Below are 18,802 nucleotides of genomic sequence, written 5' to 3'. Positions count from 1 at the left end.
CCCACCTGAAGCCGGCTTCCCTCCAAAATTCAGACCCTTAGCAAGCCGCGGAACCCCCTGGCAGCATAATAGGATTCTGCTCCATTGTGGTACACAAAGGCAGTCTCGTAGCGACGGTCACAAAAGATGGCCCCGCCGAGCTTTCTAATATTAGCGGGTGTTTTCACCCAGCTCGAAGTTTTCGTATCAAACTTTCCAAGTTTCTGCATCTCCCGGTATTGTTCTTCCGTTAAAAGCTCAATGCCCATGGCAGCAGCCATATCAATAGCGCTATTTTCCGGTTTATGTTCTTTCCTTGACTCCAGCGCTTCACGGTCGTAACAAACACTTCTGCGACCTTTAGGACTTTCCGCTGAACAATCATAAAAAATGTATTCGTCCGTCTCTTTATCATGACCAAGCACATCCGGTTCCCCGCCAGTTCTCTCCATTTCATTAAGCGACCACAGTTTTTCAACATTAGCTTCGAGCTTTGCTTGAACATTAGCCCATTCAAGACCATTATGGCGGCTCATGTTTTTCTCAAATCGGGATTTCAATGTTCCGAGCAGCTCTTCACGCTGTTCTGGTGACAATTCCTTTTTGTTGGTTTTATTACTCTTGGTCATGTTAGACCCTCCCTCATACGTATTTCAAAAATTACGCATTTGCTCCATCCTATCTCAGCTCTTTATACCACAACTTTATTATAGTTTAAATCATGTATATAAAAAACAGGGAAAGGCTTGATAGATAAGGGTTCTTCCCCTTTTCCTTGTATCCTTTCCCACGAGTATTATGGTCTACTTCTTGAAAATCAGCATGGTCAAACCAAATCTGCCCCATCCCGGTTAGCAATACGCCCATATTGTCTTGCCTTCTTCTAGGCTATTAGCATACTCATAATGTTTTACGCCGTAGTTCATAAAAATACTGCACAATGGGATGCTTTAACTTCATCTGATCGGACAAATTTAAAATCCGCTTTTTCCCAACTCTTCTGTCCACCAAAGCTAGAATATTCAATAGGATATCATGGCTCTCCATGCTATCCTCTACAGACGTAGATAAGAACTTATTAGCCACAACGATAAAATTGGATTTACTTAATGAAGCCTGTGCGGACAAAAGCTCTTTTGCATGTTCAGAACTTTTTCTGCTTCGGGCAATGACTATTAAGCGATCCTCCGGCACGGGCCCCTTGGTATCTTTTCTGACCGCTTCAATTTCGTCACTGGTGATAGGAATTTGAATATCGGGATCATTCTTAATTTCAAGCTCCGTTTGATACCATCTGATGGAGTTCGTTTTATCACTCATATTGAGTACGTTCTTTTTATCAACTGAAATATAACAAATCCCTGATTTATCCGGTAAATAACGATAACCCGGTGCGCGGTATTCCACCCTTCCCTGTAACGCAGGACTGAGAAAGCTCTCCAGCTGCTGCTTCAATTTGCTCCAGGACATGTAAACTCCCCCTCCATATAAAAAACAGAGGAAAGGCTTGCTGGCTCCGGGTTTGCCCCTCTCCATTCATCCGATCCTCATGCTCTTGACGTCTTTTTCTATTTCCCACACGGATTCGTTTGGAATTACTTAATCCCCACGTTCCTCCGCTCCGGCATGCTCCTTGTTTCTAAACTCATCGAGCAGCGCGCGTACTTCACTTGTGGACCTTGCGTTCATTAAGCTGTTTCTTAATTCGCTCGCCCCTCGAAATCCGCGGACATATATTTTAAAAAATCTGGGTAGAGGGCTGAACGAACGCGGCGGCCCCAGTGCTGAATAGTGATCATGGAGATCCAGATGCAACCGCAGTAAATCAAGCAATTCTTCGCTGCTGTGTTCCCTCGGCTCCTTCTCAAAGGCAAACGGATTATGAAAAATACCGCGCCCAATCATAATCCCATCCACCCCGTACTGCTCAGCCAGCTTGAGGCCGGTCTGGCGGTCAGGGATATCCCCGTTAATGGTCAGAAGGGTATCCGGAGCCACCTCATCACGAAGCTTCTTAATCTCCGGGATGAGCTCCCAATGCGCGGCTACCTTGCTCATTTCTTCTCTTGTCCGCAGATGAATGGACAGATTCACAATGTCTTGCTGCAAAATATGGGTTAACCAGCCGCGCCATTCGTCGACGCTACTAAAACCAAGTCTTGTTTTTACGCTGACGGGCAGTCCCCCGGTTTTGGCGGCCTGGATAAGTTCCGCTGCGGTTTCCGGACGGCAGATCAGGCCGCTGCCCTTCCCGTTCTCCGCTACATTCGCTACAGGACACCCCATATTAATATCGATGCCTTTGAAGCCTTCCTTCGCCATACCGATGCTCATTTGACGAAAGTATTCCGGCTTATCTCCCCAAATATGCGCTACCATGGGCTGCTCATCCTCTGTAAACGTCAAACGCCCGCGCACACTATGGTTCCCCTCCGGGTGACAATAACTTTCCGTATTCGCAAACTCCGTAAAAAACACATCCGGTCTGGCCGCTGTACTGACGACATGGCGAAAAACAACATCCGTCACATCCTCCATGGGCGCCAGTATAAAAAAAGGCCGCTGTAAATTACGCCAAAAATGTTCTGTCATATCAAAAACCTCTCTATATCAAACGTCTGTAAGTGTTAATGGTCTACGTTTAAACGAGTATATCATAAACCCTGGAGTGAAGCATACTTACCCAACAGCTTCAAGATGAGGGGGAAGCCTCCTCGAACATTGGCCCGGATACATTTTCTGTTGATTTCTTGGAAAGGTTAGTATATATTTAGATGATTGAACAGTTGACTGTTCAATCATCTAAACGTTTAGGAGGACATTAAAATTGAGTTATCGTATACAGTTCACCATTACGGACGATGAACATGCAGACTTAAAAGCGCAGGCAATTACCGAGGGTTATCCGAATGTTGCTGAATTTTGTAAATCAAGGGCGTTAAACGGCAAAAATACGTATGCAGACCTTTTCAAGGAAATGAAAGAGAAAATTGAAAAACTAAAGCCTGATGACAAAATTAACGAGCAGCTAAATCCGGGGGAATTCTATCTTCGTGATATAATTCCGACACCACCTGCTTTGCTTGGACGTTGGTTGTATGAAGCTGTCCATGATGGAAGAATACTCCACGTTGAGCACCTTGGAAATGACGGAACAAATCCCGAAAAATATAGAATAACAGTACGCTATCAAAATGATTTCATCCCTCTGATGGAAGAATCGCGTGAAAAGTATGAGACTTATAACCATCTACAAATGGGAAAGCGGAAGTAAAAAGGCAGCCTCTGCTTTCCCATTTGTTTAAGCCTTAATTTTATTTCGAACTAACGTTATCCATTAGGCTTGGTCACCGTGAGATGACGGTCAGGCAGGATGATTGTAAAGGTGCTTCCTCTCCCTAACTCGCTTTGCACATCAATAGTACCGTTACACAGATCAACTATACGCTTCACGATGGCCAGGCCAAGACCATTCCCTCCTATTCCTTCGGAATTATTCCCTCGATAAAACTTGTCGAACAAATGGGTCTTCGTTGTTTCATCCATGCCTGTACCATTGTCTTGTAACACAAATCGGATTCCCCTTGACGTATTTTCAAGACGGACGCTTAACAGCCCTCCGGAATAGGAGTACTTAATCGCATTGTCGAGCAGATTAATCCACATTTCATGAGTAAAACTTTCGTTCCCAGTAAATAACATCTCGTCCATTTGTATATCAAGTAATATATTTTTATCCACCCACCTTTGTTCCATTAGCAAAATAACTTTCCGGATCTGTTCATCCAAGCGGAACGTAGTTTGATGGGACGTAATATGGATATTTTCATACTTTGTCAGATTCAGTATATTCGTTGACAACTGGTCTAGTCTCTCTGACTCCGTAACAATGATCTGAAGAAAATCATCCTTCTCTTCCTCGCTAAGATTACCTTTCCTGAGGAGCTTAGCAAATCCACGGATTGACACAATTGGCGTTTTGAATTGATGGGCAAACTGATTGATGAAATCACTCCTCATCGTTTCAATTGATGATAACTCCTGCGTCATTTTGTTAAAACTTATTTCAAGCTCCCGCAGTTCAGCAATCCCTTTTGTTTCCAAGCGGGTATCAAAATCGCCTTGTGCCACTTTCGTTATTGCTTCAATGATGTTCCGAATGGGTCTTAACACTCTTTGACTAAAAAAATACGCTAACGCTATCCCGATGGGCAAGACAAGGTTGATAGAAACTGCTTGACGTGATTCAGAGCTATGGAAAAAAAAGGACAGCCAGGCACTTAATAAGATGGATGCCAACATGATGAGGGATATATATGAAACTAAAACAAAAGTCAAGCTCCGTCTATTTAGGATTTTTCTTAGGAACATCAAGCTTTTTTCACCGCCTTGTAGCCAAGTCCTCGTACCGTAACGATCTCGAATTCATTCCAATCGCGAAACCTGTCCCTCAAACGGTAGATATGCACATTCAAGGTGTGATCGTCCGTAGTCGTCTCCATCCCCCATATTTCATCCATGAGCTGCAAACGCGTAAATATAACGTTAGGATAAGAAAGAAGCTTAAATAACAACTGGAATTCTTTTGTCGGCAGAAGGAGCTCTTCGTTCCCACGAGAGATCGTTAGCGTCTTATGATTAAGTACAACATTGCCGAAGGTCAACTTATGTTCGCTCATAATCTGCGCTCTTCGCAATAACGCTTGGAGGCGGAGGAGCATTTCTTCTTCGTTCACAGGCTTGGTCATATAATCATCGACCCCGGAAATGAACCCTTCCTTTTTATCGTTAAACTCTTGCTTGGCAGTGACCATAAGAATGGGAAGGTTTGCCCAGGATGAACGGAGTTGCTTCGTTAACTCATATCCGTCCAAATTAGGCATCATGACGTCTACGATAACCAAATCTACATGTTGCTTGTCCAGAAGTATAAGCGCATCCAAACCATCCCTCGCCAGCAAGACGCCGTAACCATGTGACGTCAGGACTTTATTCATTAACTTTTGTGTATTCAGGTCATCCTCAACTACCATAATTTTGATCATGATATATGGCTAACCTCCCTTGCGTAATTTTAGGCAAATGCTAATACCGAGCCTTCGTTACTTATTAAAACTCAAATCAATATAAACTGCAATTTATGTTCTAGTTGATATTCAGTTGAGGTTAGGGTATTAAGATGCAACTAAACACAGAAAGGTAGGGAGAAAAGATGGGAGAAATCAACCATACAGCAAATGGAGCTACTCCGACAATTTTCAAGAAAATTTCAGCTTGGGCTCTATTGCTCGTATCCGTTATTGTAGGAATGATCGTTTCGATGTTAGCAACAATATACTTTGCTGGAATAACCGGGAGTCGAATAATCGCGTTTGCTGCCGGGATAGTTACTCTCGTAATTATTGCAGGTGGAGGTTCGTATTTTGCCGGGCGAATGTTAAAAGGAAAACAGGTACAGTCAAACAGAAAATACTCTATGTTCACTTCCGGAATAGCTTTACTTTTGACTGCATCGCTCATGCTCGGTTTCCTATATGCCCCTGCCGAATCGAATCCAATGCAACCGAATGATCATGTACAATACTGGGATTTATCCACCGGGTCACGAATCGCGTATACACGTATCTCCGAGAACGTGGATAAGCCATATCCTGTTTTACTCGTTCATGGGGGCGCAGGCGCACCGTCTTTGGAGGCCGATGATTATGCTAAGGCTCTTGCCAAAGAAGGATATGACGTATACAACTATCAACAAGTCGGTGCCGGTCTTTCCAGTCGACTTAAACCAGATGAATATACAGTTGACAGACATGTGCAGGATTTGGAAGCCATCCGCAAACAATTGAATGCTGACAAAGTGATTTTAATTGGTGGCTCCTGGGGCGGAACACTGACTGCAAACTACATGGCGGCTTACCCTAATAACGTTGAGAAAGCCGTCTTCCGGTCCCCCGGATCTATCTGGGCTAGTGCGAACGCGAACATTGGACCCGGGGATAGTACAGCCGGACAACAGGATCAAAATAAAGCAGTTTCAGGGAATCTGCGCTTTACTATGGCTCAATCCATTGCTCAATTAGGAGGTACACAAGGTCTATACGTATTGATGCCAGAAAAATCGCTCGATGGATTACTGGAACGTTTTGTAGATACGCTTAACATGGAACCTGGTAATCCGAACCCAGATACGAATGAGGAACCTCCTTCCGAAGGGTACGGTTTCTGGGTTAATGCAAAAACGGGACAGAATACCCGGATAGTCCCAGATCCGCGGCCAGCATTGAAAAAGAATACAACACCTGTCTTAATCATACGTGCACAATATGATTATATTGCCTGGGAGCAGACACGTGAATACCGGAATACATTCCCGAACTCCAAGTTACTGCCTGTAGCGGGGCTTGGACATAAAATCACTAAACCTTACCAGCAGATTTATTCAGAGGCCATTGTTAAATTTTTGAATGGTGAAGAGCTTCCTATCGAACCTTATACCGGGGCAGAGAATCCCTTTTCTGTTCAATAATTGATGGGAATGTATAAATACAAAAAGGTTAGAGAAACTTAAATGAATAAGAGCGGGCACTTATCAGTTGAAATCTGTTTGGTGCCCGTTCAATAATGATCCTCTGTTGTTTTTTCAAATAGATCATTGATAGCCGTGTTTGCCGTGCTTGAAGACCACCGATTGTATTCTACATAGAAATAACAATAAGCCGTTGACGGGCATTTTTTTGTCTACGGCCATGTTTACTCGGAGTGTCAGCAACAGGACTTTCTTTGGAGCCTACGTCGAAGAGATTGTCCATAACTGCCGTCGAGCTCACTGCAATTTCTGGCATCCCCAGCTCAGGATTTGTCTGAAGCTGAATATCCCGTAAACACGAATGACATAAAAACTTCTCACGAAAATAAACCGGTGCGAAAATCGAGGCGAAAAAAGGGCGTTTTTAAAGCCGATTTTCGCCCTTTTTTCGTCCAGAAACCACAACATCTTGTGGTCAAACCGTTTCATTTGTCCTTGTGACCACAATACGTCATCAGAACTGTACACTCAACGTGCCTTGAGTGTACGAAAATGATGACCCTAAGGCCTGGTCGCCCCTTGGCGGAAAATCTATCGTTTTTAGATCAAAGTCTTTATGTCTTTCTTTTTTTATTGCCTACTGAAAGCGTCCTTCCTAATCCCTCTGCCCCAAGGCAGTCTTGGTTTTCTGACTTTCTGACAATCCTGTCAAACATAAAACCAGTAAAATAATTTATTGCTCAACTACCCCAAAATCATCCACATAAACATATGCTGTACCAGGATTCTTGTAAGCATACACTGTTGCCCTGGTAGCGCCTGCTCCGGTTGTAAAAGGAATGTTTACCATTGTCCATGATGTACTGTCAGATGTTGCAGATGCATCCGTTCCTTCAAAGCCATTAACGCCAATCTGAATCTGCTCTCCTATGTCTGCCTTAACCCAGGCGGTACACACATAGCTGGTATTAGGTCTTAGCCCCGTAAGTTCCTGCTCGATACCATCTTTTCCGGGTCCCAATCTAACGCTCTTAGAGCCGCTTCTTGGTACCGATACACTTGCAGCAGTATCTGAATATGTTGCTGCCCATGGTGAGATTATCCCTTTCTCGAAATCAGATTGCCTTACGTTATTAACATAAAGTAAGCTGACACTCTCAAAAACCGGGTCCGGAGGTGAAGAAAAATCATGCCCGGCAGTCCAGTCAGTTCCACCGAACTCATATGCTCCAATATCCGGTGCCGCACCAACATAATCATTCGTGATTCCAGATATTACAACCCCTGCATTAATAGCTGGAGAATTAGACTGCAGCCTAAAATCATATGCTGTGGGATTCGCAAATAACGGATTGGTTTCTGAGGTAATATTATTTCCCTCTATATGAGTACCAGGCAGTGTAAAGGCTGTAGTAAAGATATTGTTGAAAATTCTGTCGCCGTACATATCTGACTGAAAATTACTTCCCCAATATCCTACATTTCCGTTACTGTAGGTGGTATTGTTATAAATCAGGTTAAAATTACTGGGTGTATTCAATCTTATCCCTGTATAGTTTCCCCATACAACATTATGATGCACAATATAGCCCTTGCTCCCGTTATCCAGATAGATACCCGTGCCGGAATAATTCTTTGCCAGATTATCATGGATGTAATTATGATGAATTACCGTCCCTTGCCCATCCCAGGCAAATTCATAGAGTATTCCGCAGTCTTTTGTCAGCTTTCCTGCATTGTACAGATTATTATATTGTATCCGGCTGTTTTGGGTAGGCATAAATATCAGGTGACGCCCAGCGTTATATACCGTATTATGACTGATTAGATGGTTTGCCCCCAATAGATAGATTGCCGGAATATCCGCTGCCGAATAATTGGCTTCATGAATAAGATTATTAATTACTTTATTTCCTGTTCCCTCTATACTCACCAGATTACCGGAACTGTAGGTCAAAGTACTGTCTCTAAGCTCATTATTGGTACCGGACATAAATATCCCTGTACTGTATTGTCTGGTAACATCCGAATCATGACTGACATATTCCGCAATCATATTAGAAACTTTACAGTAATTAGAATTAGACATTTTAATGCTGGAGGCAAAGATATTAATTCCGGTAATATTTATGTAAGAGCGGGAACTTAAATCAAATGCATAAGTCCGCTTCTTTGCTTCTACTGTCAAAGTATTCGGATCAACTCCACCAGGGGCCCATAAATAAAGTCTGCCAGTAATGCTGTCATAATACCATTCTCCCGCACTGTCAAGATCTTCAAGATTACCAGTAATATAATAGCTGTTACCGCCTGTCGCTGCAGTAGCCATTTGATCAAAGGTAATGGAGCCGTCACTTGAGCCGGTAATGGTACTTTTATAAGATTTGTAGCCTGTTCCCGGAACACTCCAAACCGTCTTGCCAACCCAGTATCCAGGTGCCTGAGTTAAGTCCCCATCCTTGATGGTTGTAGTGGAACCGGAATCAACTGTTGCATATGTTGAATTTAAGGGATCAAGTGTTGGTGAATTGGGCCATCTGGCTTCAAATTGCATTTGCTTATTAACAAATATCTGATCTTTTGTTCCAAGGGAACCCATCATTTCCGCATAATAGATGGATCCGGAGTAATTTTCCCAGCCAGTAACCGGATCGGCACCAGATACCGTTACGTTCTCTCCTGTATAAGCCTTAAAGTTTATGGGATTTGCAGAAGTTCCGGAAGTATGAAGTGTTACCGTTTCCCGGTATGTACCACCTCGTATGATGCAGGTATCTCCGGCTTTCATGGTATCTGCTGCCTTTTGTATGGTTTTCCATGGATTTGATAGTGTACCGGTTCCAGTGATGTCATTCCCCGTTGTAGAAACATAATATACGGAATTTGCCTTTACAGCTTCCACACCCAGATTAAAAGTAAATACATAAATCATCATAATTACAACTAAGAATCTAATGCCTGTTCTCTTATTCATAGCTTACCTCCTGTAATGAATTCTATTTTTAGATACGGCTTCTACGCCTCGGCTTAAGTTCACTGCTAGGTATGTTCTAATATAGAAATTTATGTATATAAGCCCTAATTATTTAATCGACTTATACCGACTTAAAGTTTATGATTCTTTCGGAGAAGCTTCTCCGATACTGAACCAATCCAGCCATTTCATTGGCCACCACCCTATTTTCGGCCCATTTTCATAAGAATATTTGGATAAATGGATTTCTCAGCTAACCACAAATAAGGAAAATATAAGGATCGCTATATCAGGCTCTAAGGAACCATGATTTAAACCATCAACATTGAAATTAGGATTAACCACATTGCAATAAGAATCTTTCTATTGGCAACCTCCTTTGTTGGATTCGATGTCCCTCAGTATTAGAAAAGGGCTTTAAAAAGCAAACACGCCTCCCTGGATGAACCAGAAAGGCGATAATCATACATCGGATGTGTCCAACCACTTTAAATCCAAAAAAATCGAAACATTTATTTTGTTGTGCCATACCTTATTTCTATAAACTTTTCCCCAGCTCGTAAAGGACATAGGAAGCTACAATTAAGCACCTCTACATATCGACTCGACATAGCTTTAATACGGCCTCAACATGTGTCGAGGTGACAGGGAGTACAAACCTTAACCAAAGGAATGGCATTTGCTCACTTTCGGGGCGGTTGAGACAGCCGTCCTTTTTATTTTATTATGTAGCCCCCTATTTTTGAGATTATTTAATGATTAGCAAAAGAGAGTTTAACTTCAGAATAGACATGATAAAAAAGAGGCTAAGTCTGTAAGGTCATGGAAGTCAACCTAAAAACGTAGTCTCTTGATTTCAGATTATCTAATATCTAAGCGTGCTCTTATCAAAAGATATTCTTTTCGAGCCATTTTCCATAAATACTCAAATCTTCTTCTGTGTGAAAATAATGCTCGGAAGCATTTGAAACAGCAAGATTGCAATTAAATTTTGTGATAAATGTTGATATGACATCATACTCACACAGTTCGTCTTTTTTTCCATATAAAATTGAAGTTGGAGAATCCCATTTTATAATTGGATTCTTGATAACATACTGGTAATAATCCCAATGTAGGATTTGACCAATAGGTGTAGATATTTCTTTTTCTCTGCACAGATGTTCTTCTGTAATATCAAACCATTTCATCATATTTTGAATCATTCGGCTCATGTCTAAAACAGGTGAAAGAAATAGGCTTTGCTTTAAAACTTCATCTTTATAAGCTAACAAGCTAAAATATGCTCCCATACTATTTGCCCATAGGCTGATAGTATTTGATTTCGTGTGTGCAAATTCAAAAGCCTTCTTCAAATCAGAAACGCAGTTTTGCACTTTACAAAGCTTAGAACTATTTTTTCTATCGCCGTGTTCAGGCAAATCAAAACTGAGGACTTGATAGCCCAATGGAACAACTTTTTCGGCTAGAATACGAATCGGAATATCTGATTTTGAAGACATATTGCCATGTACAGCAATAAATATTTCCGTGCTGTCGTTTCCCCACAAAATAGCAGGAATATCATCTATTAAAATACTTTCTTTTAACATTTATCCTCCAAATTATTGAGGTGTTACCCTCCATAGGTAGTTGTATACTATTTTGTTACGCATATCATATCCTCAATTTTCAACCCAACTTTTTCTATCAAAACTTTATTATTGTCTTAATAATGTCTTGATACAAAAACAGGGGAACGGCTTGATGGCTCAGGGTTTTCCCCTTTATCCATTCCCGGATTTTATCACGTCTTTATTCAATTTTTTAGCACGAGTTTATTATGAATAGCATGGGTTTATTTGGGGCCTACACGTCCCTCACCAGTAAAGTCACAGATTCCACATGCACCGTATGCGGGAACATATCCACCGGCTGCACCTCCACCGTCCGGTACCCGCCGTCCTCCAGCACGCGCAAATCCCGTGCCAGCGTCGAAGGGTTGCACGACACGTACACCACGCGCTCCGGCTTCATTTCGAAAATCGTTTCCAGCAGGCGCGGATCGCAGCCTTTGCGTGGCGGGTCGACGACGATAACGTCGGCTTCAATACCCTGCTCCTTCCAACGTGGGATGACGTCCTCCGAGGCGCCAACCTCGAATTTCACGTTGGTCATTCCGTTCAGTTGCGCATTGCGGCGTGCATCCTCTATCGCCTCTTTAACAATCTCTACCCCGTACACCTGGTCTGCATGCTGCGCCAAAAACAGCGAAATCGTGCCGATTCCGCAATAGGCGTCAATAACGGTTTCCTTGCCAGTCAGCCCGGCGTACTCCACCGTTTTGTTATACAGAACCTCCGTTTGGAGCGGATTCACCTGGTAAAAAGAACGCGCCGAGATCGCAAACTGTACCTCGCCAATATAATCATAAATCACGTCTCGCCCCCAGAGGACACGCGTTTCGTCTCCGAAGATGACGTTGGTCTGCTTCGTGTTTACGTTTTGGCAGATGCTGACCACCTGCGGGGTTTGCTCCCGGATGAGGCCGATCCAGGCATCGGCATGCGGGATGTCCCGCCCGTTGGTGACGAGGACCAGCATCATCTCCCCCGTGCGGAACGCCTTCTTCACGACGACATGGCGCAGCAAGCCGCGCCCGCTCTCCTCGTTGTAGGCGGTGACGCCAAGCTGGCGGCCGATCGCTTTGACGCGGGTAACGATATCGTCGTTATGTTCGTGCTGAATCAGGCACGTTTCCATATCGACGATGCGATGACTGCCGCGGGCGTAAAAGCCGCCGACCAGGCCGCCCTCGGTGACGCCGATCGGCACCTGCGCCTTGTTGCGGTAGCGCCAAGGCTCGTCCATGCCCAGCGTCGGGCGGACGACGATGCCTTGCTCCAGCACGGTGAGGCTGCCGTCGCTGCCAGCGGCCCCATCCGTACCGAGGCCGCTTGGAACTGCATCTTCGGCAATTGCCGAGTCCATGCCTGGTACGTTCTTCGCAGAGTTGGTTATACCTCCGCCCGCCGCAATGGCGCCCCCGTGCATGCTGCCGGCCGAGTCAGCCGCACCGGAAGGCGGGGATACCGACTGTGCCGCTGTGGGCACCACGTCTGACACGTCCGGTTGCGCCGCCCTCGCCACGCGCAGCTTGCCGATCCGCTCCAGCGCATCGACAACGTGCTGCCGCTTCCAGGCCAGCTGCCCCTCGTAACTCAAGTGCTGCAGCTGGCAACCTCCGCACTGGTCGTAGATCGGGCAAGGCGCCGCCACGCGGTCCGGGCTAGCCTGCACGACGTCAAGCAGCTTGGCGTATCCGTACTGCTTTTTCGTCTTCAGCACCTTGACGCGGGCTTTCTCCCCCGGCAGCGCCCCGGCCACAAACAGCGTGTAGCCTTCGGCCCGCCCCACGCCCTCCCCGTCGTGATTCATCCCGATGATGTCGATGACAAGTTCATCGTTTTTGGCGACAAGAAGCCCGGTAAGCTTCGCCGTGGCTGCCGCGTTCCGCATATGCTTCTCCCCGCTGCCAGTTACTTCTCCATTACTTTCAAAAGACCGTCCGCGTCTGCCTTTCCCTGTACCTCCACCCGCTCTACCGCCGAAACCGGCTTTGAAGCTTTTTCGTTGCTTAGTCATGGAACTGCTCCTTCACGTTTTACCAAAGATTTATGCGAAAAGTTCGAAGGTCGCTTCCGCCTCGAAACTTGTTGGTTTTGTTTATTCGCTCACTATCATCATCATAACCCAAGCCCGGCCAATTGTATCCAAACTTTGGTTCTCGGGGCCGTTTCCCTAACGGACAGGAGAGACCTTATTCGCTCATTTCCCCGGTATTTCCCGCGCTAACGGACTCAGATGACGCTATTCGCCCTCAAACCGGACGATTTGGGACTGTTTGACGCAAATAACGGCTCCTCTGTCCGTTACAATTTTGCCGCGCTCATTTTTAGCCTTTTAGCGTCTCTGAGGTCCGTTAGCGCACGGGTAGCCGTACGAGGTAGCATATGGGTGGCCAAACTTGTGAGAGCATACGGGTTCGTTCAGTTATCGTTCAGTTAGCGTGCAGTCAATGTGTAGTTAGCATAGAGTTATCGTGCAACCGGCGTCCAGTCAACCTACAGTCAACCTACAGTCAACCTACAGCCAGCGTGCGGTCAGCATACGGTTAGGGTGCAACTAGCGCACGAATCGTCAACACACGGACAGCATACGGCTAGCACCCAGCCAGCGCACAACTCGTTAACATGCCGCCAGCGAACGACTCACATCCACCCAGCGCACAAATCCCCCGCCATCCCGGCGGGGGACCCTACGCCAATATTAGTGCTTCTCCCAAGCACTAAGCACTAAGCAAAAATCTGCAAATGCTGCGGCAAAATCTCGAACACGCCCGGCAGCTCGCCGCCCAGCTCCCCGTCGAGGTTGAGCTGCACGCGGGCCGGCGAGGTGACTTCCATCCGCCGCGTCTTAAAGTACAGCACGTGCGGATCGCTGAAATGATCGCCGCGCAGCGCCATCGTCACCAGGCGGATAAACTCCGCCAGGTTGCATTTCTTGAGGGCGATGACGTCCAGCAGCCCGTCGTCGATGCGCGCATCCGGCGCCAGCTTCTCGAAGCCGCCGACCGAGTTGCTGTTGGCGATCAGGAACAACATGAATTCGCCTTCGATGACCTCGTACCCCTCGGCCTGAAAAATCAGCTCCGTCGGCGACAGGCTGGCCATCTTTTCAATGCCCTTCATATAATAAGCGAGCTGGCCGATCAGCGTCTTCAGCCGGCTGGGGACCTCATACGTCAGTTCCGTCAGCTTCCCGCCCCCGGCGATGTTGATAAAATGCCGGCCGTTGACTTTGCCGATGTCGATCGGTCTCGTCTTATTCTCGATGACCAGGTCGCAATAATCCTCCCAGCGCCTCGGTATTCCCATCGCCCGGGCGAAATCGTTGGTCGTCCCCAGCGGGAAAATGCCGAGCGGCGGCAGATTGCTTTTCCCGGCCATGCCGTTCACGACCTCATTCAGCGTACCGTCGCCGCCGGCCGCGATGATGATGTCGTATCCACGCCCCACCGCCTCGGCGGCTTCGCGCGTAGCATCCCCCGCCCCTGCCGTCGCGTGACAGGACGTTTCGATGCCGTGGCGATCCAGACGCTCCAGTACATCCGGCAAAATGCGCCGCATTTCTTCCCTTCCCGAGGTGGGATTATAAATCAACCTAGCTCTTTTCATTCCTAACGCCACCTGATTTTCATATTGTCAATGATCCCATTATATGCAAAATATGCTGCGACATCCAGCGGGACAGGAGCGGATGCGGCAGCAGGGCATCCCCCGAATACCGGTACGATAGCCCGTTTAACCGGGAAGGAATCATCGTTTTGGTAAAATACCCGGCGCTTAAAAACAAAGGGGCCACGATGACGTCATACCCGTGCTTCTCCGTCCAATAGCCTACTTTGCGGCGCACGCTGTCCGGATTAAGCAGAGCATAGTCGGCCGCTACCAGCCCGCTGATTTGCCCCACCCGCGCGGCCAGCGAAGAAATTCCCCGCTCCCAGCGTTTCAGAAATGCCTCATGGATGCTGCCATGGCCCACGAGCAAAAGCACCTCGCGATCCGGACGCGCCGACAGCCCTTTTACCTTGTCCCAGACCATCTCGGCGACCAGTGGATCATCATCTATAGGATCGCCAAAAAACACGCGGGCGGATACCCGGAATCTTTCCAGATCGGTTTCCTTCTCCGGCGTATCCTTTACGCCCAGCGCGTAAGCGATCTCATCGATATGCGTGCTGCCCGAAGATACAAATAAAGGAATGACAATCATATCTGTCACTCCTTGCGCTTCCAGCTCGTTTATCCCGTCCTGAATAAGACGCCCCTCGACGATTTCCAGGAACGCCGACACCACGGGAAGGTCCGCGGGCAAACAAGCAGCCGCTTCCGCGACAGCCTCGTCCACCAGAGCTATCCAATGAGCGTCGGGAGACCCGTGGCTGATCACCAGCACTCCCGGTTTTGCAGCAAGCGAGTCCAAGGGCGGCGACTCCTGAAGCGGCCGAGCCTTTGCCGCCCGCCCCTTGTCCGCCGTCCGAATCTTTTCCTGCATCGGCTTACCGCCCCAAACGGTCCAGCGTCATCTTGTACCCGTCGTTGCCGTAATTCAGGCAGCGCTTCACGCGGGAGATCGTCGCCGTGCTGGCCCCGGTTTCCGCCTCGATCTGGTTGTACGTGCTGCCTTTGCCGAGCATCCGCGCAACTTCCAGCCGCTGGGACATCGATTGGATTTCATTTATCGTGCACAAATCGTCGAAAAAAATATAACATTCCTCAATGTCTTTTAACGTTAAAATAGCTTCGAATAATTGATCGATCGTTTTGTCATTCAATTTCTTCAGCTGCACTGAATAATCATCCCCTACCGTTACTTAACCACACCCCCATTGTACCCGAGCGGAGTCCCCCTTTTCAAGCATTAACGGTTTCACGCATTACAGAAAGAACGCCCAAAATCCGCGAACACCCACCGCAACCGGGACATTCGTCCATACGCAGCGCGCCCGGGTCTCATAAAGTATAGTATTACACACGCCTATATCCCCAAAAAAAGGCGTTCCGATAAAATACCCTAAAAAGGACAGTGATACCATGCCACATCATCATGCTTACCGGCAGAGCACAGCGCCAACGGCATTTCCGTATACCGACTATTACCCGGGGGTAAATCCTCTTGAATCGGTCCCGACCGATTCTACGGCGCTCGCGCCTTATACTCCGCCGTCCATCGAACCGTTCAGCGCGGTTCCGGGCGCAGCGGCGGGCGGCTCCTTGGGTGCGGCCGGCAGTCTTTCCAATCTGGGCGATCTGAAAGGAATCGTCGACAAGCTTGGCGGCGTCGAAGGGATTCTGGCCACCGTCGGCAAGGTGCAAAAGGTGATGCAGACCGTTCAACAGTTCGCCCCGATGGCCAAAATGATTGCCAGCCTCCTTCCGTTCGGTAAAAAGCGGCAAGGCGGCGGCTCCGCAGGACGGCAAGAGGAGTACCGGCCCCGCCGCCGCAAAAAAAGCCGCAGCGGCTCGCGCAAACGCGGCAGCAGCGGCCGGGGGCGCAGCGGCAGCAGCAAGTCGGGCAAGCGCCGCCGTTAATCCGGCGGCGTTTGCCTTGCGGTGCTGCCCGGCATTACTTAAACCAGCCCCGCTTGCCGAACCAGAGAATCATCCACCCGCCGAGCGCCAGCATCACGGCTAAGACGCCAAAATAACCGTATTTCCAAGACAGCTCGGGCATATAGACAAAATTCATCCCGTAGATGCCGGCGATCAGCGTCAGCGGCATAAACACCGTCGTAATAACGGTCAGCGTTTTCATGATCCCGTTCATCCGGTTGGAATTCAGCGAAATGTAGGAGTCGCGCAAATCCGCGGTCATTTCCCGGTCGGCCTCGATCATTTCGGACAGCTTCAGCAGATGGTCGTGAATGTCCGCATAATAAGCGCGCGGCTCCTTATCGCCTTGTACATGCTGCGAATTCAAGATGCGGTACATCAAATCGCGCATCGGCACGATCGTCCGCCGCAGCTTCAGCAGCCGGCTCCGCAGGTCGAACACCTGGTTCATCAGCAGTTCCACCGATTCATGGATCCCCATTTTTTCCAGTTCATCCAGCTCGTCCTCGATCGCATACACGCAAGGGAAATACTGATCCACCAGACTGTCGATCACCATATACGCCGCGGAATAAGGCCCGTGCACCCAAACCTTCCGGTCATGGGCCCGCTGCAGCATGTTTTTCCATGCCTCGTCCATTTCCTGCAGCCTGCGCTGATGGAACGACACCAAATATTTGTCTCCGATAAACAGGTTCACTTCCACCGTACCCAAGGTGTCCGGGTCCAGGGCGTGCAGCACCAGAAACTGATAATCCTCGTAATAGTCCATTTTGGGGCGTTGCAGCACATGCAGACAGTCCTCGATCGCCAATGGATGAAACCGGAAAAAAGAACCGAGCCCTTCGGTTTCCTCCGGCGCCGGTTCGTTAAAATCGGCCCAGATCCATACGTATTTCTCGTCAAGCGACCGCTCCAGCGGAATGTCCTGAACGACCTTATGGTCGTGCGTCATCCCCATCACTCTGATCAAGCCGTTTCCCCCCCCCTTTCTTCATGCCACGCCTGTTGATGATTTTAGCGTACGCGAAAACACCCCTTTTCGCAATTTAACTCCGGCCCCCATTTGGCTTTCGAGCCCCCAGCCTGCCGCGGACCCAAGCCGTCAAGAAGAGGAGCAGGCCAAGGACGAAAAACGTAGAGTCCAGAAAAACGTGGCTCGTCGCCAAGTAGCAGTCAAAATCCACGTCGCTGTATGGACTCCAGAAGCTCATGATCAATATCAAAAATCCGATCGGCAGGGCGAGCGCCCGGTAATCCTTCAAGCCGATCCCCTCAGCCGTTCCCAAAACCGCGGCATACTGGTAGACGGCCAATTCGACAAACGTGCCGGGCAGCCATACGGCCAGCAGCAAAGCATCGATATGCTGGAAAAATTCACCAATCGCAATGTACCGGACGACTTCGATGAACGGATAATTCAGCATACTGGCATGCTGCCCGAACAGAAAGATCGAAATGAGGCCCGACACGACAAGCGTTATCATCATCAGCAGCCAGGCCCCTAAGCTGTAAAGCGTTACCTTCCGGCGGTTCGACAACAACGGCAAATAAAACCCCAGAGCAATATACGCCCCGAACCAGGTAATCGGAACGGTCGCGCCCTTGATAGAGGGGGCCAGGCCATTCGCAAGAATCGGCAGAACATTAGACACGTCCCAGTCGGGAATGGTCAGGACAACGAGCAGCGCAAAAACGACGATCGTAATCGGCAAAAAAAGCTGCGCCAAGCGTCCCAGCGTCTCCACGCCTCCCCTGACCGCATAGGAAACAAGAAACATAACGCCTCCGGTAGCAACAACGGGGGGCGTTTTTTCCAAAAACACGGAGGAAATAAAGCCGCTGTAAATCCGCAAGATGGTGCTGGTCTGATAGGCCATGTAAAACACGATGGCAATCCCCGCTGCTTTTCCAACGTACCTGCCCAATATACGCTGGCTGTACCCCATGATCGTTTCCTCCGGAAACATGCGGCTCAAGCGAAGCATCGCAAGCAGGAAGATTAATCCGGCCAAATTCCCCCAAATGGGGGACAGCCATAAATCGCGCTCCGCCGCCTGTCCCGTGAGTTTCGGAATCAGCAGAATCCCGTCGTAGACGAGGATAGCATATATAAGAAGCGCAAACTGCCCCTGGGTAATCTTTCCCTTTTCCACCATTTACAGCACC

16 protein-coding genes and 1 pseudogene are annotated in these 18,802 nt (G+C 47.8%); 3 read left to right on the top strand and 14 right to left on the bottom strand.

The genetic code is table 11. From position 1 onward, the window contains the following. Nucleotides 1-29 precede the first annotated feature (29 nt). From EHV15_RS14230 to EHV15_RS14220, 4 genes are all read right to left on the bottom strand, one after another. Nucleotides 30-608 carry a DUF4256 domain-containing protein gene (locus EHV15_RS14230; protein WP_128631791.1) on the bottom strand — a complete coding sequence of 193 codons (579 nt, stop codon included), beginning with the start codon at nucleotides 606-608 and terminating at the stop codon, nucleotides 30-32. A gap of 85 nt (nucleotides 609-693) precedes the next feature. Next, nucleotides 694-846 carry a hypothetical protein gene (locus tag EHV15_RS36495; RefSeq protein ID WP_178075849.1) on the bottom strand — a complete coding sequence of 51 codons (153 nt, stop codon included), beginning with the start codon at nucleotides 844-846 and terminating at the stop codon, nucleotides 694-696. 33 nt (nucleotides 847-879) lie between these two features. Next, a complete protein-coding gene (locus EHV15_RS14225) occupies nucleotides 880-1,449 on the bottom strand; it encodes an SF0329 family protein (protein ID WP_128631790.1) in 570 nt (189 codons plus the stop codon). A gap of 129 nt (nucleotides 1,450-1,578) precedes the next feature. Beyond that, nucleotides 1,579-2,571, bottom strand: a complete 993-nt coding sequence (locus tag EHV15_RS14220) for a tRNA dihydrouridine synthase (protein ID WP_128631789.1) — start codon at nucleotides 2,569-2,571, stop codon at nucleotides 1,579-1,581. 235 nt (nucleotides 2,572-2,806) lie between these two features. Here EHV15_RS14220 and EHV15_RS38045 point away from each other — a divergent pair. Beyond that, nucleotides 2,807-3,223: pseudogene (locus EHV15_RS38045) on the top strand (hypothetical protein); the annotation flags it as partial. An 86-nt stretch (nucleotides 3,224-3,309) separates the two neighbouring features. Here the strand turns inward: EHV15_RS38045 and EHV15_RS14205 are convergent. Then, complete coding sequence (locus EHV15_RS14205) at nucleotides 3,310-4,350, bottom strand: HAMP domain-containing sensor histidine kinase (RefSeq protein ID WP_246061934.1); 1,041 nt, start codon at nucleotides 4,348-4,350, stop codon at nucleotides 3,310-3,312. Then, nucleotides 4,350-5,024 carry a response regulator transcription factor gene (locus EHV15_RS14200; RefSeq protein WP_128631788.1) on the bottom strand — a complete coding sequence of 225 codons (675 nt, stop codon included), beginning with the start codon at nucleotides 5,022-5,024 and terminating at the stop codon, nucleotides 4,350-4,352. Before EHV15_RS14200 ends, EHV15_RS14205 begins: the two co-directional genes overlap by 1 nt. 167 nt (nucleotides 5,025-5,191) lie before the next feature. On the opposite strand from EHV15_RS14200, the gene EHV15_RS14195 reads away from it, so the two are divergent. Continuing rightward, on the top strand, nucleotides 5,192-6,505 hold the full coding sequence (locus EHV15_RS14195) for an alpha/beta fold hydrolase (protein ID WP_128631787.1): 1,314 nt from the start codon (nucleotides 5,192-5,194) through the stop codon (nucleotides 6,503-6,505). A gap of 733 nt (nucleotides 6,506-7,238) precedes the next feature. On the opposite strand, the gene EHV15_RS14190 is transcribed toward EHV15_RS14195, so the two are convergent. From EHV15_RS14190 to EHV15_RS14165, 6 genes are all read right to left on the bottom strand, one after another. Beyond that, nucleotides 7,239-9,479, bottom strand: coding sequence for a right-handed parallel beta-helix repeat-containing protein (locus EHV15_RS14190; protein ID WP_128631786.1), 2,241 nt, complete (start codon nucleotides 9,477-9,479; stop codon nucleotides 7,239-7,241). Between the two features lie 887 nt (nucleotides 9,480-10,366). Beyond that, nucleotides 10,367-11,071 (bottom strand): alpha/beta hydrolase, encoded by a 705-nt coding sequence (locus EHV15_RS14185; RefSeq protein WP_128631785.1) that lies wholly within the window; start codon nucleotides 11,069-11,071, stop codon nucleotides 10,367-10,369. A gap of 256 nt (nucleotides 11,072-11,327) precedes the next feature. Beyond that, on the bottom strand, nucleotides 11,328-13,103 hold the full coding sequence (gene rlmD, locus EHV15_RS14180) for a 23S rRNA (uracil(1939)-C(5))-methyltransferase RlmD (RefSeq protein WP_128631784.1): 1,776 nt from the start codon (nucleotides 13,101-13,103) through the stop codon (nucleotides 11,328-11,330). Nucleotides 13,104-13,813: 710 nt separating this feature from the next. Further along, on the bottom strand, nucleotides 13,814-14,695 hold the full coding sequence (locus EHV15_RS14175) for a diacylglycerol kinase (protein WP_128631783.1): 882 nt from the start codon (nucleotides 14,693-14,695) through the stop codon (nucleotides 13,814-13,816). Between the two features lie 19 nt (nucleotides 14,696-14,714). After that, nucleotides 14,715-15,575: a sirohydrochlorin chelatase gene (locus EHV15_RS14170; protein ID WP_128631782.1), complete on the bottom strand. Its 861-nt coding sequence runs from the start codon at nucleotides 15,573-15,575 to the stop codon at nucleotides 14,715-14,717. Between the two features lie 4 nt (nucleotides 15,576-15,579). Next, nucleotides 15,580-15,870: a YerC/YecD family TrpR-related protein gene (locus EHV15_RS14165; RefSeq protein WP_128631781.1), complete on the bottom strand. Its 291-nt coding sequence runs from the start codon at nucleotides 15,868-15,870 to the stop codon at nucleotides 15,580-15,582. 244 nt (nucleotides 15,871-16,114) lie between these two features. On the opposite strand from EHV15_RS14165, the gene EHV15_RS14160 reads away from it, so the two are divergent. Continuing rightward, nucleotides 16,115-16,612, top strand: coding sequence for a hypothetical protein (locus EHV15_RS14160; RefSeq protein WP_128631780.1), 498 nt, complete (start codon nucleotides 16,115-16,117; stop codon nucleotides 16,610-16,612). 34 nt (nucleotides 16,613-16,646) lie between these two features. Here EHV15_RS14160 and corA read toward each other — a convergent pair whose 3' ends face one another. Further along, complete coding sequence (gene corA / locus EHV15_RS14155; protein WP_128631779.1) at nucleotides 16,647-17,606, bottom strand: magnesium/cobalt transporter CorA; 960 nt, start codon at nucleotides 17,604-17,606, stop codon at nucleotides 16,647-16,649. A 76-nt stretch (nucleotides 17,607-17,682) separates the two neighbouring features. Beyond that, nucleotides 17,683-18,792, bottom strand: coding sequence for a GerAB/ArcD/ProY family transporter (locus EHV15_RS14150; RefSeq protein ID WP_128631778.1), 1,110 nt, complete (start codon nucleotides 18,790-18,792; stop codon nucleotides 17,683-17,685). Between the last annotated feature and the right edge of the window lie 10 nt (nucleotides 18,793-18,802).

This window comes from Paenibacillus oralis (assembly GCF_003863965.1).
GTDB lineage: Bacteria > Bacillota > Bacilli > Paenibacillales > Paenibacillaceae > Fontibacillus > Fontibacillus oralis.
Note: the sequence above shows the minus strand (reverse complement) of the source record. Positions and strands in the feature narration are given on the sequence as shown.

Coding starts and splice junctions, on each gene's coding strand:
- EHV15_RS14230 (WP_128631791.1), bottom strand. CDS start 608: ATGACCAAGAGTAATAAAACCAACAAAAAGGAATTGTCACCAGAACAG.
- EHV15_RS36495 (WP_178075849.1), bottom strand. CDS start 846: ATGGGCGTATTGCTAACCGGGATGGGGCAGATTTGGTTTGACCATGCT.
- EHV15_RS14225 (WP_128631790.1), bottom strand. CDS start 1,449: ATGTCCTGGAGCAAATTGAAGCAGCAGCTGGAGAGCTTTCTCAGTCCT.
- EHV15_RS14220 (WP_128631789.1), bottom strand. CDS start 2,571: ATGACAGAACATTTTTGGCGTAATTTACAGCGGCCTTTTTTTATACTG.
- EHV15_RS14205 (WP_246061934.1), bottom strand. CDS start 4,350: ATGTTCCTAAGAAAAATCCTAAATAGACGGAGCTTGACTTTTGTTTTA.
- EHV15_RS14200 (WP_128631788.1), bottom strand. CDS start 5,024: ATGATCAAAATTATGGTAGTTGAGGATGACCTGAATACACAAAAGTTA.
- EHV15_RS14195 (WP_128631787.1), top strand. CDS start 5,192: ATGGGAGAAATCAACCATACAGCAAATGGAGCTACTCCGACAATTTTC.
- EHV15_RS14190 (WP_128631786.1), bottom strand. CDS start 9,479: ATGAATAAGAGAACAGGCATTAGATTCTTAGTTGTAATTATGATGATT.
- EHV15_RS14185 (WP_128631785.1), bottom strand. CDS start 11,071: ATGTTAAAAGAAAGTATTTTAATAGATGATATTCCTGCTATTTTGTGG.
- rlmD (WP_128631784.1), bottom strand. CDS start 13,103: ATGACTAAGCAACGAAAAAGCTTCAAAGCCGGTTTCGGCGGTAGAGCG.
- EHV15_RS14175 (WP_128631783.1), bottom strand. CDS start 14,695: ATGAAAAGAGCTAGGTTGATTTATAATCCCACCTCGGGAAGGGAAGAA.
- EHV15_RS14170 (WP_128631782.1), bottom strand. CDS start 15,575: ATGCAGGAAAAGATTCGGACGGCGGACAAGGGGCGGGCGGCAAAGGCT.
- EHV15_RS14160 (WP_128631780.1), top strand. CDS start 16,115: ATGCCACATCATCATGCTTACCGGCAGAGCACAGCGCCAACGGCATTT.
- EHV15_RS14150 (WP_128631778.1), bottom strand. CDS start 18,792: ATGGTGGAAAAGGGAAAGATTACCCAGGGGCAGTTTGCGCTTCTTATA.